Origin of the sequence: Aeromicrobium endophyticum, from assembly GCF_003586285.1 — a bacterium.
In the GTDB taxonomy this organism is placed as follows: domain Bacteria; phylum Actinomycetota; class Actinomycetes; order Propionibacteriales; family Nocardioidaceae; genus Aeromicrobium; species Aeromicrobium endophyticum.
Genome location: NZ_QUBR01000001.1, coordinates 994,213 through 1,008,523 on the forward strand (window position 1 = coordinate 994,213; position 14,311 = coordinate 1,008,523).

16 protein-coding genes are annotated in these 14,311 nt (G+C 70.6%); 8 read left to right on the plus strand and 8 right to left on the minus strand.

The window, feature by feature from the left end:
* The first annotated feature begins 35 nt into the window (after positions 1–35).
* Positions 36–974 (plus strand): non-homologous end joining protein Ku, encoded by a 939-nt coding sequence (ku, locus tag DX116_RS04935; protein WP_119703053.1) that lies wholly within the window; start codon positions 36–38, stop codon positions 972–974.
* Here the strand turns inward: ku and DX116_RS04940 are convergent.
* Positions 967–1,680 (minus strand): GAF and ANTAR domain-containing protein, encoded by a 714-nt coding sequence (locus DX116_RS04940; protein WP_158591899.1) that lies wholly within the window; start codon positions 1,678–1,680, stop codon positions 967–969. The genes ku and DX116_RS04940 overlap by 8 nt on opposite strands.
* Before the next feature lie 194 nt (positions 1,681–1,874).
* Here DX116_RS04940 and DX116_RS04945 point away from each other — a divergent pair, with 194 nt between their 5' ends.
* Positions 1,875–2,366 (plus strand): hypothetical protein, encoded by a 492-nt coding sequence (locus DX116_RS04945; RefSeq protein WP_119703055.1) that lies wholly within the window; start codon positions 1,875–1,877, stop codon positions 2,364–2,366.
* Here the strand turns inward: DX116_RS04945 and DX116_RS04950 are convergent.
* Both DX116_RS04950 and DX116_RS04955 read right to left on the minus strand, forming a co-directional pair.
* On the minus strand, positions 2,360–2,581 hold the full coding sequence (locus DX116_RS04950) for a hypothetical protein (protein WP_147393581.1): 222 nt from the start codon (positions 2,579–2,581) through the stop codon (positions 2,360–2,362). The two genes, DX116_RS04945 and DX116_RS04950, sit on opposite strands and share 7 nt — an antisense overlap.
* A gap of 112 nt (positions 2,582–2,693) precedes the next feature.
* Complete coding sequence (locus DX116_RS04955) at positions 2,694–3,470, minus strand: sigma-70 family RNA polymerase sigma factor (protein ID WP_158591900.1); 777 nt, start codon at positions 3,468–3,470, stop codon at positions 2,694–2,696.
* A 235-nt stretch (positions 3,471–3,705) separates the two neighbouring features.
* On the opposite strand from DX116_RS04955, the gene ligD reads away from it, so the two are divergent.
* From ligD to DX116_RS04980, 5 genes are all read left to right on the plus strand, one after another.
* Positions 3,706–4,662, plus strand: coding sequence for a non-homologous end-joining DNA ligase (gene ligD / locus DX116_RS04960; protein ID WP_119703058.1), 957 nt, complete (start codon positions 3,706–3,708; stop codon positions 4,660–4,662).
* 81 nt (positions 4,663–4,743) lie between these two features.
* A complete protein-coding gene (locus DX116_RS04965; protein WP_119703059.1) occupies positions 4,744–5,241 on the plus strand; it encodes a hypothetical protein in 498 nt (165 codons plus the stop codon).
* Positions 5,242–5,316: 75 nt separating this feature from the next.
* The gene (locus DX116_RS04970) at positions 5,317–5,697 is read left to right on the plus strand and encodes a TraR/DksA family transcriptional regulator (protein WP_119703060.1); all 381 of its coding nucleotides are present in this window, start codon (positions 5,317–5,319) and stop codon (positions 5,695–5,697) included.
* Positions 5,698–5,778: 81 nt separating this feature from the next.
* A complete protein-coding gene (locus tag DX116_RS04975; protein ID WP_119703061.1) occupies positions 5,779–8,058 on the plus strand; it encodes a SpoIIE family protein phosphatase in 2,280 nt (759 codons plus the stop codon).
* Positions 8,055–8,387 (plus strand): STAS domain-containing protein, encoded by a 333-nt coding sequence (locus DX116_RS04980; protein WP_119703062.1) that lies wholly within the window; start codon positions 8,055–8,057, stop codon positions 8,385–8,387. The genes DX116_RS04975 and DX116_RS04980 overlap by 4 nt, the downstream gene beginning before the upstream one ends.
* A gap of 26 nt (positions 8,388–8,413) precedes the next feature.
* On the opposite strand, the gene DX116_RS04985 is transcribed toward DX116_RS04980, so the two are convergent.
* Positions 8,414–9,184, minus strand: a complete 771-nt coding sequence (locus DX116_RS04985) for a cyclase family protein (protein ID WP_119703063.1) — start codon at positions 9,182–9,184, stop codon at positions 8,414–8,416.
* Positions 9,185–9,269: 85 nt separating this feature from the next.
* Here DX116_RS04985 and DX116_RS04990 point away from each other — a divergent pair, with 85 nt between their 5' ends.
* Positions 9,270–9,923 carry an NUDIX domain-containing protein gene (locus DX116_RS04990; RefSeq protein WP_119703064.1) on the plus strand — a complete coding sequence of 218 codons (654 nt, stop codon included), beginning with the start codon at positions 9,270–9,272 and terminating at the stop codon, positions 9,921–9,923.
* Between the two features lie 40 nt (positions 9,924–9,963).
* On the opposite strand, the gene DX116_RS04995 is transcribed toward DX116_RS04990, so the two are convergent.
* Genes DX116_RS04995 through DX116_RS05010 form a run of 4 tightly spaced genes read right to left on the minus strand, consistent with a single transcriptional unit; the run spans position 9,964 to position 14,292 of the window.
* Positions 9,964–10,902, minus strand: coding sequence for a hydroxymethylglutaryl-CoA lyase (locus tag DX116_RS04995; RefSeq protein ID WP_119703065.1), 939 nt, complete (start codon positions 10,900–10,902; stop codon positions 9,964–9,966).
* Entirely contained in the window at positions 10,899–12,281 is a 1,383-nt protein-coding gene (locus DX116_RS05000) for a tripartite tricarboxylate transporter permease (RefSeq protein WP_119703066.1), read from the minus strand. Before DX116_RS05000 ends, DX116_RS04995 begins: the two co-directional genes overlap by 4 nt.
* Complete coding sequence (locus DX116_RS05005) at positions 12,278–12,796, minus strand: hypothetical protein (RefSeq protein ID WP_119703067.1); 519 nt, start codon at positions 12,794–12,796, stop codon at positions 12,278–12,280. The genes DX116_RS05000 and DX116_RS05005 overlap by 4 nt, the downstream gene beginning before the upstream one ends.
* Complete coding sequence (locus tag DX116_RS05010; protein ID WP_119703068.1) at positions 12,793–14,292, minus strand: aldehyde dehydrogenase family protein; 1,500 nt, start codon at positions 14,290–14,292, stop codon at positions 12,793–12,795. Before DX116_RS05010 ends, DX116_RS05005 begins: the two co-directional genes overlap by 4 nt.
* Positions 14,293–14,311 lie beyond the last annotated feature (19 nt).

Consider the following 14,311-nt stretch of genomic DNA (forward strand, 5'->3'; position numbering starts at 1 on the left):
GTTGCGACCTGCCCCCGGCCGCGGTGGAATGAAGGATGCGATCCATCTGGAAGGGCGCCGTCAGCTTCGGGCTGGTCAGCGTGCCCGTCAAGGTCTACAGCGCGACCGAGAACCACGACCTGCCGCTGCACCAGGTGCACGACGCCGATGGCGGGCGCATCCGCTACCAGCGGCGGTGCGAGGTCTGCGGCAAGGTCGTCGACTACGGCGACATCGACAAGGCCTACGACGACGGCGGGCAGACCGTCGTGCTGACCGACGAGGACATCAAGTCGCTGCCGGCCGAGCGCAACCACGAGATCGAGGTCGTCGAGTTCGTGCCAGCCGACCAGGTCGACATCCTGCGACTCGACAAGAGCTACTACCTCGAGCCCGAGGCCGCGACGATCAAGCAGTACACCCTGCTGCGCCGCGCCCTCGAGGACTCCGACCGCACCGCGATCGTCCGCTTCGCGCTGCGCCAGAAGACCCGCCTCGCCGCACTCCGCGTGCGCGGCGACGTGCTGCTGCTGCAGACGCTGCTCTGGGACGACGAGGTGCGCTCGCCCACCTTCGACGTGCTGAAGGAGGCCCCGCGCATCACGCAGAAGGAGCGCGACATGGCCGCCCAGCTCGTCGACTCGCTCACCGGCGACTTCGACAGCGCGGCGTTCACCGACGACTACCAGGAGCAGCTGCGCACCCTGGTCGAGGCCAAGCTCGAGCAGGGCGCCGCGCTCGACACCGGCGCCACCTTCGGCGGGCAGGAGAGCGACGACGACGCCGACGTGGTCGACCTGATGGAGGCGCTGAAGCGCAGCATCGACCGCAAGAAGACCACGGCCAAGAAGGACCCCGCCACGAAGAGCGCGCCGGCCAAGAAGACCCCGGCGAAGAAGGCCGCTGCCAAGAAACCGGCCGCGAAGAAGGCCGCCAGCGCGAAGACGGCCGCGAAGAAGGCGCCCGCCAAGAAGTCGTCCCGCCGGGCTAGCTGACCGAGGCGTCCTGGTCGGCCGGCGCCGAGAAGGTCGCGTCCGGGGTGTCGCGGTGGTCGACGACCCACTCGGCGACGTAGCGCAGCTTGACGTTGTGCGACTGCGACTGACGCCGCAAGAACTCGAAGGCCCGGTCGGCGTCGATGTCGAAGCGCTCCATCAAGATGCCCTGCGCCTGCCCGATGAGCTTGCGCGCGTCGATCGCGACCTGCAGGCCCTCCTCGTTGTGGGCGTTGGCGATGGCGACGGACGCGTGTCGCACGAAGATCGTCGCGACGGCCAGGTCGTCCTCGTCGAACGCACCGACCCGCTCGGCGTACAGGTTGAGGGACCCGTAACGGCGCGCCCGGGTCTCCAGCCGCAGGCTGAGGACGCTGCGCAGGCCGAGCTCGGCGACGGCCGGGCCCCACTTCGCCCAGCGCGGATCGATGCGGATGTCGTCGGAGTGGTAGTGGTCGTGGCCGTCGATCGCATCGAGGCACGGGCCCTCGTCGTGGATGATCTGCAGGCTGTGCGACTCGCCGACCCGCTGCGCGGTGGCGGCCGCGGTCTCGATCTGGTTGCGCGCGTGCACCAGCATGATGCCGGCCTCGTCGCAGCCGATCGCGAGCTTGGCGTACTCGGCGATGCGCTCGATCGTGCTCTCGGACGTCGGGGCGTCGTGGAGGTCGAGGGCCATCTGCGAGAAGAACGTCAGGCTTTCCATCGATGACACCTTTCGAAGATCGGGGCGCCTCATCGCGACGACCTCGTCGCGACGGCCGGTCGGTCGACGTGCGTCCGCGGTTTGGACACGCGCGCCAAGGGTACTGCGCATCGGGTGTAGTTCCGCAACGAACCGTCCCGGTCCGTCGCGCCGTCGGCACCCGCCGTCTCGAGGCTCCACGAAGGGATGGCCACATGACCACCGATCTCCACCTGGCAGGTCCCACCGTCACGCTCTTCGGCGACCGCGACGCACTGGGCGCAGCCATCAGCGACGAGCTCGGCCGGCGAGGCTGCAGCACGCACTCGGTCACCACCCCGATGGGCTGGCTCGCCTCCGTGACCCATGCCATCGTGCGCCTCGACACCCGCGCCGGCGAGCAGGCGCTGTCCGACCTCACGTCGCGCGAGATGCCCGCGACCCACGTCGTCGCGGTGTGCGCCACGTCCGACGACGAGCTGGCCGCGGCTCGGCTCGACCACCTGTGCCGCCAGTGCGGCGACAGCCACGACGTGTCGATGATCTGGCACGCACCGTTCGGCCTGCCGACCGGCAGTCTCGACGGAGCGATGGTGCGAGCGTCCGAGCTGGCCTCGTCGATCGCCGACCACATCGGCTCCCAGGACGCTGCCCCGGCCTTCTCCAGCAGCACCTTCGCGCCGAGCCGTCCCCCCAGCGCTCACTGAGCCGACCACTCGCGGGCCAGGTCGTCGAACATCCCGACGGTCGCCCGGACGTCCCACAGGCTGCTCACCGCGTCTCGGGCCTCGATGCGGATCGCCGGTGCGCCCTCGACCTCGTCGGGCGTCGCGACGACGCCGTCGTGCAGGGCGAACTCGCGCAGCAGGTCGGCCTGGGCTCGGGGGTCACTGAGCGTGAACACCAAGGTGATGCGTGGCAACGGCTGCTCTTTTCGGTTCGCGAAGCAGACGGCTGCTGCTGAACCGGCACGAGAACGTTACCAACGACGACCGATGTCGGCCGTGCGGACCCGGGCGCTGGGACCGCTCGACCTAGGCGGCGTCGTCGACCGAGGCGCGCACGCGCAGCTGCTCGAGCAGCTTCGACAGGCGGCGCGAGACCTGCATCTGGCTGACACCGACCAGATCGGCGATCTCCTGCTGCGTGCGGTCCTCGACGAAGCGCAGGCGCAACAGCTCACGCTCGTCGTCGGTGAGGTCCTGGCACAGGGGGCCCACGGTGACCCAGTCGTCGATGAAGGCGTAGGCCGGCTCGTCCCACCGCAGGGTCTCGCCCAGCGGCTGGCCGTCCTCGCGCATGGGCTGGTCGAGCGACGTCGGCGAGAAGCAGCCGCGGGCGGCCATGGCCTCGCGCACGTCGGACTCCGACGCGTCGATGTCGTGCGCGATCTCGGCGACCAGCGGGGTGCGCGAGTCGTTCTGGAGGCGACGCTCGGACGCTGCGGTGATGTCGGCCTGCATCTGCTGGATGCGACGGGGAGGGCGCACGCTCCAGCAGTGGTCGCGGAAGTGCTTCTTGATCTCGCCCAGGATCGTCACCGTCGCGAACGGGACGAACTCGCCGCGGTCGTGGTGGAAGCCGCGGATGGCCTTGACCAGGGCAAAGTTGGCGACCTGCACGAGGTCGTCGCGGTCGACACCGCGGCCCGCGTAGCGACCGGCCAGGTGACGCGCGAGCCCGAGGTGACGGCGGACGACCTCGTCCTCGATGCGTGCGCGCTCGACGGGCGATGCGGCCGCCGCGGCCTGGAGCTGTGCGGCGGTGTCGTCGGGGTGGATCTGGGCGACTTGCGTGGGAGCAGAATTCACGATGACTCTCTCAATGTCTCGATCCATTGCGGGCTTCTGCTCAACCAGCTGTCTCACCATCGCACCTCGGGGCAAGGTTGCGCAAGACTTGTTCAGTCAATTCTGACTACTGCGTCTAGTACGAAAGAACTAGGCGCGACGAAACCCGTCGCACGGCAGGGGTTTCGTCCATCGCGACCCGGGTACAAGAAATTTCCCCAGATCGCGACATCCACGGCCACCGAGAGGGCATCCGATGGCGACCAGCACCGAGAACGTCACGGTCTCGGGTCGGCGACTCCGCCTCACGCACCCCGACAAGGTCGTGTACCCGTCCACCGGGACGACCAAGGCCGACGTCATCGCGTACTACCTCGCGATCGCTCCCCACCTGCTCCCCCACGTGACCGGGCGCATCGTGACGCGCAAGAGATGGGTCGACGGCGTCGGCACCGCCGACCGGCCGGGCGACGTGTTCTTCGAGAAGAACCTGCCCGACTCCGCTCCCACGTGGATCCGGCGCGTCGCGATCGAGCACCGCGACCACACCAACACCTACCCGGTGTTCGACGACGAGGCCTCCCTCGCCTGGGCCGGTCAGGTCGGCGCCCTCGAGCTGCACGTGCCGCAGTGGCGCGTCGACGACGACGGCGTCCCCCAGCACCCCGACCGGCTCGTGCTCGACCTCGACCCCGGGCCCGGCACCGGTCTGCCCGAGTGCGTGACCGTCGCCAAGGCCGCCCGGGGGCTCCTGCGCGACGTCGGCCTGCAGGCCGTGCCGGTCACGAGCGGCAGCAAGGGCATCCACCTGTACGCCGCCCTCGACGGCACCAACGACTCCGACTACGTCAACGCCTTCGCCCACGAGCTCGCCAAGACCCTCGAGTCCGAGCTGCCCGACCTGGTCGTCAGCTCGATGCGCAAGAGCGAGCGCACCGACAAGGTGCTGGTCGACTGGAGCCAGAACAACGGCAACAAGACCACGGTCGCGCCCTACTCGCTGCGCGGCACCATCGAGCCGCGCGTCGCCGTGCCGCGCACCTGGCGCGAGCTCGGCGACGACCTGCAGCAGCTGACGCTCGACGACGTCCTGGCGCGCATGCGACGTCGCAAGGACCCGCTCGCCGAGCTCGGCGCCGACCCACCGAGTGCCGGGGCCGCCTCGCGCCACGGCACGAGAGGTGAAAGTCTCGACTCAGCGGCACCACGCTGACCGGCGCGAATCCTCGACCCACCCAGCACCAGCCGACCACCGTCCCACCCGACCCGAACCCATCACACAAGGGAGCACGACATGACGAGGCCGTTCAAGAACAAGACCCTCCGCGACAAGCTGGAGGCCCAGCTGAGCGAGCTGGCCGAGCAGACCGACGACCTGCGCAAGCAGGTCGCCGACCGCGCGCCGGCCGTCCGCGACCAGATCGTCGAGCAGACCGGAGAGCTGCGCAAGCAGGTCGCCGACCGCGCACCGGCGGTCCGCGACCAGATCGTGTCGCACCTGCCCGACCGCGACCAGCTGCTCGACCTGCGCGACGACCTGTTCGACCGCCTGCCCGAGAACGTCCAGGACCGTCTGCCCGAGAAGGTCAAGCCGCAGCGCAAGCGTCTGCGCCGCGTCGCCGCCGTCGGCATCCTCACCGGTGCGGGTGCCGCCGCGTTCGCGATCCTCAAGCGCAAGGGCGACGCTCCTGCTCCGTACGTCGCCCCCGTGCCGCCGCCGGCGGCCACCACTCCCCCGCCGGCCCCCGCGCCGACCGACGTGACGGGCACCGACACCGCGCCGAAGATCTAGTCGCAGCGGCGATTGACCGCCGGGGGGCGGGGTATGAGGGAGCAACCTTCATTCCCCGCCCCCCTGAGGTTCGCCATGACGCTCGAGCTCGACCCCACCACCGACCCCGCCTGGACGCCCGCCGAGCTGTCCGCCATCCGCGAGCTGCTCGAGAGCTCGGTGACGCGCATCCAGGCCGAGCTCGTCGTGCTCGGAGTCGACGCGACCGGCGACGTGTCGGCCGCGACGATCGAGGTGCTGCACGACGAGCTCGACGTCGCGTCGCAGCGCTCCGAGCTGATGCAGGACGCCGTCCAGGCCGCGAACGCCGCCGCCATCCTCTCGCAGATCGAGCACGTGCTGGCCCGCCTCGACGCCGATCTCTACGGCATCTGCGAGTCGTGCTCGGGTTCCATCGCCCGCGCTCGTCTCGAGGCGTTCCCCCGTGCCACGCTGTGCATGGAGTGCGTGGCCTGAACGGCAGCCGGTCCCCGCAAGCGATAGCCTTGCGACGAACCGGTTGAGCCACCAGGCGGTGCGCCCTACGAGAGACGCCCCGTGATCCCTGACCTGAGTCGTGCCGCAGCCCACACCCCGGCCTACTCGACGCCCGACCTGACCAACTGCGAGCGCGAGCCGATCCACATCCCGGGCGCCATCCAACCCCACGGTCTGCTGCTCGCGCTCGACGCCGAGCACCGGGTCGTGACGGTGTCGCGCAACTGCGCGCAGATGCTGGGTCGTCCCGCGCACGACCTCATCGGCACCGACGTCGGCGACGCGATGGGGCAGGAGCCCGCGGCGTCCGTCGCCCAGGCCGTGGCCGCCGACGACATGAGCACGCCCATCCGCACCACGATGCCTCCCGGCCACGGCGACCTGGCCGGCGAGGAGGTCGACATCATCGTGCACCGCTCCGGCGGGCGCATCGTGGTCGAGGTCGAGCCCGTCACCGTGCCGGTGCCGAGCCAGACCGTGTCGTACCGCTCGGCGCGCGCCGCCGTCACGCGGCTCACGCAGTCGTCGACAACCGCCGAGCTCTGCCAGCAGCTCGCCTCCGAGATCCGGCACCTGACGGGCTTCGACCGCGTCATGGTCTACCGCTTCGACCCCGAGTGGAACGGCGAGGTCGTGGCCGAGGACCGCCGCGACGACCTCAACCCCTTCCTCGGCCTGCACTACCCCTCCACCGACATCCCGGCCCAGGCGCGGCGCCTCTACACCGTCAACTGGACCCGGCTGATCGCCGACATCGAGTACGCGCCCGTGGCGCTCGAGCCGGTCATCGACCCGTCGACGGGGGCTCCGCTCGACCTGTCGCACTCGGTGCTGCGCAGCGTGTCGCCGATCCACATCGAGTACCTGTCACACATGGGCGTCTCGGCGTCGATGTCGGTGTCGATGGTCAAGGACGGGCTGCTCTGGGGGCTCGTCGCGTGCCACCACTACTCCGGGCCGTTGCGCGTGCCGTACGACGCCCGGTCGGCCGCCGAGTTCCTCGGCCAGACCGCGTCGCAGCTGATCGACGACCGCGAGCGTGCCGACACCCACACCGACGAGCTGCGCGCCAGCGTCACCCTCGCACGCCTCACGGCCGCCCTCGCGGCCGACACCCGCCCGCTCTACGACGCCCTGCTCGACGACCAGCGCCTGCTCGAGCTCGTCGACGCGCAGGGCGCGGCCTTGTATGTCGACGGTCGCCTGCTGACGGTCGGCGAGGTGCCGTCGGAGGCCGATCTGCACCTCATCGCGCGCCAGCTCGACGGGCCCGCCGGACAGCCGACGGCGTCCGACCACCTGAGCGTGCTGGCGCCCGAGCTGGAGCACATCGCCGACGTCGCCGCCGGTGCCCTGCACGTGGGCAACGGTCCCGACCGCTGGCTCATGTGGCTGCGCCCCGAGATCGAGCGCACCGTCGACTGGGGCGGCGATCCCACCAACAAGGCCCTCGCGCTCGCCGAGAACCCCAACGTCCGGCTGAGCCCCCGCAAGTCGTTCGCGAAGTGGCGCCAGGTCGTGCGCGGACGCAGCGCGCCCTGGCTCGCGTGGCAGGTCGCCGCGGCCCAGAGCCTGCGCGAGCACCTGTCGAGCGAGCTGCTGCGCCGCAGCCAGGAGCACACCGCGATCGCCGAGTCGCTGCAGCGCACCGTGGTGCTCGAGGAGGCGCCGACGGTCGAGGGGCACGACGTCCTCGCCCGCTACCGTCCGGCCAAGGGCAGCCAGCTCGGCGGCGACTGGTGGGACGCCTTCCACCTGCCCGACGGGCGCTTCGTCGTCAGCGTCGGCGACGTCGCCGGGCACGGCGTCACGGCCGCGACGGCGATGGCGCAGGCGCGCACGGCGCTGCGTGCCTACATGTTCGACGGCCACTCCCCCGCCGCGTGCCTCGACCGTCTCGACGTGCTGGTGCAGTCGCTGCTGCCGGGCCAGACCGCGACGGCCGTGGTGGTGGCGCTCGATCCCCGCACCGGCGAGGTCGAGCTCGCCAACGCTGGCCACCCGCCCCTGCTGCTGCTGTCGGGCGACGAGGTGAGGGTGATGCCGCACGCGGGTCGTCCCCTGCTGGGCGTGGCGCACGGCGAGGCACGCACCGACCGCCTGACGCTGGCCGACGGCGACATCCTGCTGGCCTACACCGACGGCCTGGTCGAGCGCCGCGGCGTCGAGATCGACGTCTCGATCGACAGCCTCGCGGCCGCGGCCGCGCACTCCGACCACACCGACACCTTGGACGCCTGGATCGACGACCTGCTGACGGCCGTCCCGGGCACGCTCGACGACGACCTGACGGTGGTCGCCCTGCGCCGCTGCACCGACCTCACGGGAGAGCCTGCATGAGCCTGACCATCGCCGATCGCGTGCGCGGCGAGTTCGACGTGATCGAGCTCGCCGGCGACATCGACGTCGAGACCGCACGCACCCTGCGCGCCCACATCGTCGAGCGCTTCAGCGACTCCAACGCCCGGGTCGTGGTCGACCTGACCGGCGTCGACTTCATGGACTCGTCGGGCCTGGGCGCGCTGGTCAGCGGGTGGCAGCTGACGCGCGACGACGGCACGTTCCGCATCGCGGGCGCCAACTCGATCGTCCGTCGCGTGCTGTCGGTCACCGGCATGGAAGACGTCTTCGCGCTCTACGAGAGCGTCGACGACGCCACCAGCGACTGACCCCGCGCCACGGCCGGTCGCGTCGGCTAGGCGCCGGTCGGATGGATCGCGAACACGCGGGCCGGGAACCCCGACCCCCCGAGCGGCTTGGGCCACGACGCGACCAGCAGCGCACCCGCCTCGGGCACCTCGTCGAGACGAGCCATCAGCTCGACCTGCCAGCGGTCGTGCTGCAGCCAGAGCAGCTCGAGGCCGTAGTCGCCGGCCGACGTCGAGCGTCCCGCGTCGGTGTCGGTCTGCTCGTGCCCGACGGCCGTGACCCCGGCGTCGACCAGCCGCTCGATCACCTCGCGCGACCAGCCCGGCGCGTGGCTGACGCCGTCGGCGTCGCGGTTCTCCATCGCCGCGGCGTCGGGCCACCGCTTCCACCAGTCGGTGCGCAGCGCCACGAACGATCCCGCGGGGATCGCACCGTTGCGCTCCTCCCAGGCCGTGACGTCGTCGAGCGTCGGGACGGCGTCGGGGTCGCCCGCGACCCGGTGCGAGATGTCGAGCACCACCAGCGGCAGGATCATCTGCTCGATCGGCACGGCGTCGAGCGTCCGGGCACCCTCGACGAAGTGCGACGGCGGGTCGACGTGCGTGCCCCACTGCCCCACGATCGTGTGACGGTGCACCGTGAAGCCGTCCTTCGAGACGTCGAAGACCTGGGTGCGCTCCTCGTCCGGGAACGCGGGGAAGTGCGGCTGGCCCGGGTGGAAGGCGTGCGTCAGGTCGGTCCAGACGTGACCCTCGAGCAGCTGGCGCTGCAGCGCCCAGAGCGGGTGACGGTCGGCGTCTTCAGATGATGCGGCCATGGTGTGCTCCCATCGGTCGGGCCTCCACACTCGCACGGCCGGAGCGGCCTCGCCCTCCGGTGCACTCACCTGGCAGGCTGGTCGCATGACTGCTGGCGTCGACGTCCCTGACCGCCGCGGCCGCACCGGCCTGCACCTGACGGGGCTCGGTCTCGACCGCAACCCCGACGTCGTCGTCAAGGACGTCGAGCTGCTGGCCAGCGACTGGTACGTCGTCCGCGCGACGACGCTCGACATCCGTGGCTCCGACGGCACCTGGCGCACCGAGCGTCGTGAGACCTACGACCGCGGCAACGGCGCGACGATCCTGCTGCACGACGTCTCGCGGCGCACCGTGCTGCTGACCCGCCAGTTCCGCTACCCCGTCTACGTCAACGGCCACCCCGACGGCATGCTCCTCGAGACGCCCGCCGGGCTGCTCGACGAGGACGATCCCGAGACCGCGATCCGGCGCGAGGCCGCCGAGGAGACCGGCGTGGCCGTCGGCGACGTCGAGCACGTCTTCGACGTGTTCATGAGCCCCGGGTCGGTGACCGAGAAGATCCACTTCTACGCCGCGCCCTACCGGCGCGACGACGTCGACGGGACGCACCACGGCGTCGAGGCCGAGGGCGAGGACATCGAGCTGGTCGAGCTGACGGTCGACGAGGCGCTGGCCGGCATCGGCTCCACCGTCGTCGACGCCAAGACCATCATGCTGCTGCAGTGGGCCGTCCTGACGGGCCCCTTCAGCCGCTGACCCAGACGCCCCTGGGCTCGCGGGCCCAGGATCCCGCCGGTCATCCGAGCGCCGCAGCCACGCGGGACTGCGTGGGCTTCCCGAGCAAGGACGTCATCCGAGCACCTGCCGCCACGACCTGAGCCAGATCGACTCCTGTCTCGATCCCGAGGCCCGTGAGCATCCACAGCAGGTCCTCGGTCGCGAGATTGCCGGTGGCCGTCCCCGCGAATGGGCACCCGCCGATGCCGCCGGCCGAGGCGTCGAAGCACCTGACGCCGGCCTGGAGCCCGGCGTGGACGTTGGCCAGCGCCTGGCCGTAGGTGTCATGGAAGTGGAGTGCCACGCTGTCGACCGGGACGTCATGGGCACGGTGCACGTCGACCAGGTGCCGCACGTGACCTGCTGTGCCGACGCCGATCGTGTCGCCGAGCGACACCTCGTAGGCACCGGCGTCGATCAGCGATCGCGACACCTCGGCGACGGCCTGGGGAGCAACGCGTCCCTCCCACGGATCGCCGAAGCACATCGAGACGTATCCGCGCACCGTGAGGCCTGCATCCAGCGCCGAGGCCGCGACGGACTGCGCCGCCTCGAGAGCCTGCCCGCGGGTCATGTTGAGATTGCGCTGCGCGAAGGTCTCGGTGGCACTGACGAACACCGCCACCGCCGTGGCACCGGCTTCGAGCGCCCGCTCCAGGCCACGCTGGTTGGGCACCAGGACCGGGTACGGCGCGAGGTCGTCGCCGAGACCGGCGAGGACCTCGGCCGCGTCGGCGAGCTGAGGCACCCACCGTGGCGAGACGAAGCTCGTGGCCTCGACGGTCCGGAGACCCGCGTCCCGGAGGGCCAGGAGGAAGCGGATCTTCTCCTCGGTCGCGACGATGCCAATCTCGGCCTGCAGGCCGTCGCGGGCACCCACCTCGTACACCGAGACGCTGGTCGGTAGGCCGGCCTCCGGATGTGTCGCCGGGAGGACAGGCCACGCCGTGACGCTCATCCCAGCAGCACCGGGACGGACAGCACGGACACGTAGTACGCCATGCACTGGACGCCGACGTGCATGCCGATCGTCTTGTTGAGTATGCCGCCGACCAGGCCGACGGTCACCATCACGATGACGCCGTAGAGGCCGCCCTCGTACATGGCGACGACGAGCACCAGCCCGGCGAAGGCTCCGATGACTGCCTCGTGGCTCAGCCGCCGGGCGACGAACATCGCCGCTCGGCGGGCGTAACGGACCGTCAGCGGGTAGGCGATCAACCCGGCCAGGCTCACGCCGATCAGGCTGAAGACCAGGAACTGCGGAGCCGACAGCATGGTGTGGAGGTTCTCGAGCTCCACACCGTCCCCGCCGACCGTGAACACCGGCGGCGCGTTGAACAGCGGAGCCGCGGCCCCGGCGGCGATCGGGCTGAGAGGGAGTCCTACGGCCACCAAGGGGATCAACGTCTCAGCGAGATACGTCGAGTCCGTGACACCGTTGCGGACCGAGATCACCCGAGTGAGCCGCTGATAGGCGTGCTTCACCCGCGAGCCGACGACGTCGCCCACGAGGATCGCCATCGCCAAGGGGCTCACGACGAAGGTGAGGCTCGTCGCGGCGGCGGCGATCGAGGTGTCGCGAATCTCCCGGCCGTTCAGCACCGTGAGTGGGTTCTGCATCCGACGACGACCCGACTCAGGTGCCTCCGGTGCCAGCCAGAACGTCGGGCGCTTGTCTCGGACGAGCGACTGACGAAGCAGCGGGGACGACAGCCCGACCAGGTCGACGATCATCGGCCCGATCGCCAGACCCACGAAGAAGCTGATCGCGAGGGTCTTGCCCGTCTCGGCTGAGACGTAGGAGTTGAGCCCCGTGATCATCGCGGTGAGCGGGACCAGTGCCAGCACCGAGGCCCAGCGGCCCCGCGAGAGGTACGCGATGGCGATCGCGATGATCGGAAACAGGTACGGCACGACCTCTCGGAGGTTGTCGGCGACGTTGGCGAGCACGCTGGCGGCAAGGACCGAGACGGGTACCGCGATCAAGGCCGCGATCAGCGCCGCCGAGATCATCTTGCGCAGCGCGATGTGGGGGACGCCCAGACGTCGCAGGTAGTTGGCCTCCTCCATGACCGCGATCGCCATGGTGTCGCCGGGTATGCCGAGCAACGTCGTAGGCACCGCGTGGGTCATGTGCTTCGCCGCAGCGCCCGCGATGAAGAAGGTCAGCACACCTGCGGGGGGGACGCCCAGAAGCACGACCGCCAGGGTCAACGGGGCAAGCGTCGCCGTCTCGTCCGTACCTGACACGAGACCGAGCAGCGAGAAGATGACGGCTCCCGCGAGACCTGCCAGCAGGGCGGCGGTCAGGCCGTCGAGCACCTCGACACTCATGGGATGCCTCCAGGCGTCACATGACCGGTGGCGGTCTGTGCCTGCAGCGCCATCCGGCGCTCGGCCTCCGCGAAGACGTCGTACAACCCGAGGCGTCGCATGTCTTCCTGCTCCCCTTCGCTCAAGGAGTCGAGAGTGCCGAGTCCTTGCGGCAGCTGGGCGAGCTCCATCGCCGCAGCGATCTGCTCCTCCGGGTCGAGCTGGCGCTCGGTGACGATGCGCTTCGGCTCGAAGAGCCGCGCCGAGACCAGCGCCGACACCAGGCAGGCCGCGAGGCCTGTCAGCATCGAGTAGGTGCGCGCCAGGTCCTGGTTGTCCATCGTGGTCGTCAGCACCTCTCGGGCACCGAGAAAGGACGGTACGGCGAGCAGCACGCCGAGCGCGACGGCGATCTTCACGTGGCGTTCGTCCACGGTGTCGCCCCACACCTCGACGAGGTGGGAGTCGTCGAGCGACCCTCCGGCGGGGCTCTCCACGGTGACGCCGCGACCTCGGTCGGCCGAGAATCCGCTCATGCGCCGGCGATGTCGACGAAGAGCGTCCGCATGCGCGAGTATTCGCGCAGGGCCTCGACGCCCTTCTCCCGGCCGTATCCGCTGTCACGCGTCCCCCCGAACGGCAGCTCCACGCCACCACCCGGCGCGTAGCCGTTGACATAGGCCTGGCCTACGTCGAGGCCGCGAGCCGTGCGCAGGGCACGGTCGATGTCCTGGCACCACACGGCCCCGGTCAGGCCGTAACGGCTGTTGTGAGCTGCGGCGATCGCCTCGTCGTCCGATGCCACCATGGTCACCGCGAGCAGCGGTCCGAAGACCTCCTCCGCGAACAGCTCGGTGTCCTGCGACACCTGGTCGAACAGGACGGGCGGGACGAAGAATCCCGTGAGGCCCTCGACGGCGGGAGCCCGACCCGCGACGACGGCACCTTCGGACTCGGCTCGCTCCAGGAATCCCTGCACGCGCCTGGCCTGCTGCTCCGACACGACCGGGCCGACGGTGGGATCAGTCAGGCCGAGGCCGAGAGTGGCCGCCTCGAAGTGAGGTGCGAGCGCCGCGACGAGCTCCCGGTGCAGCGACTCGTGAACGATCACACGCGTCCCGGCGGTGCACGTCTGACCGGCGTGCAGCAGCAGGGCGCGGGCGATGACTGGCGCCGCCCTGCTCACGTCGGCTCCCTCGAGCACGACGTGCGCCGACTTGCCGCCCAGCTCGAGCAGCGTAGGACGACCACGGCCAGCGGTGGCCGCGGCGACGAGCCGACCCGTCGCAACGGACCCGGTGAACGACACGTGGTCGACGTCGGGGTGGGCGGTCAGCGCAGAACCGGCATCGGCGCCTCCGGGCAGCACGTTCAGCACGCCGGCCGGGAAACCGACCTCCCTGGCAAGACGTGCATACGCCAAGGCCACCATCGGAGCCTCGTCCGCGGGCTTGACGACTGTTGCGTTGCCGGCTGCCAGGGCGGCACCCACCGATCTGGCCGTGATCTGCGCGGGATAGTTCCAGGGCACGATGTGGCCCGTGACTCCATGGGGCTGATGATCGACGACAGCGAGCGAACCGGGGCCCAGCGGGATGGAGTCGCCGAGCAATCCCTCGACGACGGAGCCGTAGAAGTCGAAGTAGCGAGCGGCTGCGGTGATGTCCGCCCGTCCCTGCGTCAGTGGCTTGCCGGTGTCGCGGGTCTCGAGACGCGCGAGGACGTCAGCGTCACGACGGACCACATCGGCCAGCCTGCGCAGCAACGTGCCGCGCTGGCTGGGCGCCAGTGCCGCCCACCCGGGGGCAGCCCCACGAGCCGCGACCACGGCATCGTCGATCTCATCAGGTGTCGCGGACGCGACCGTCGCCAGCGTTCCTGCGGTAGCGGGGTCGACGTTCTTGACCCACGTCGTGGGTTCGCGGAGCTCTCCGCCGACGTCGAGCGGGAACGTCCCGGGGAGCGCGGTGCCGTGGTCATCGAGTCCTCCACGCAGCTCGTGGAGATTGGCGGGCGAGGTGTCGGTCGACATGCTGGTCCTTCCGTGGCGG

Bases quoted from the DNA above. Each gene is read 5' to 3' on its own strand.
- ku (WP_119703053.1), top strand. From the start codon at position 36: ATGCGATCCATCTGGAAGGGCGCCGTCAGCTTCGGGCTGGTCAGCGTG.
- DX116_RS04940 (WP_158591899.1), bottom strand. From the start codon at position 1,680: ATGGAAAGCCTGACGTTCTTCTCGCAGATGGCCCTCGACCTCCACGAC.
- DX116_RS04945 (WP_119703055.1), top strand. From the start codon at position 1,875: ATGACCACCGATCTCCACCTGGCAGGTCCCACCGTCACGCTCTTCGGC.
- ligD (WP_119703058.1), top strand. From the start codon at position 3,706: ATGGCGACCAGCACCGAGAACGTCACGGTCTCGGGTCGGCGACTCCGC.
- DX116_RS04965 (WP_119703059.1), top strand. From the start codon at position 4,744: ATGACGAGGCCGTTCAAGAACAAGACCCTCCGCGACAAGCTGGAGGCC.
- DX116_RS04970 (WP_119703060.1), top strand. From the start codon at position 5,317: ATGACGCTCGAGCTCGACCCCACCACCGACCCCGCCTGGACGCCCGCC.
- DX116_RS04980 (WP_119703062.1), top strand. From the start codon at position 8,055: ATGAGCCTGACCATCGCCGATCGCGTGCGCGGCGAGTTCGACGTGATC.
- DX116_RS04985 (WP_119703063.1), bottom strand. From the start codon at position 9,184: ATGGCCGCATCATCTGAAGACGCCGACCGTCACCCGCTCTGGGCGCTG.
- DX116_RS04990 (WP_119703064.1), top strand. From the start codon at position 9,270: ATGACTGCTGGCGTCGACGTCCCTGACCGCCGCGGCCGCACCGGCCTG.
- DX116_RS04995 (WP_119703065.1), bottom strand. From the start codon at position 10,902: ATGAGCGTCACGGCGTGGCCTGTCCTCCCGGCGACACATCCGGAGGCC.
- DX116_RS05000 (WP_119703066.1), bottom strand. From the start codon at position 12,281: ATGAGTGTCGAGGTGCTCGACGGCCTGACCGCCGCCCTGCTGGCAGGT.
- DX116_RS05005 (WP_119703067.1), bottom strand. From the start codon at position 12,796: ATGAGCGGATTCTCGGCCGACCGAGGTCGCGGCGTCACCGTGGAGAGC.
- DX116_RS05010 (WP_119703068.1), bottom strand. From the start codon at position 14,292: ATGTCGACCGACACCTCGCCCGCCAATCTCCACGAGCTGCGTGGAGGA.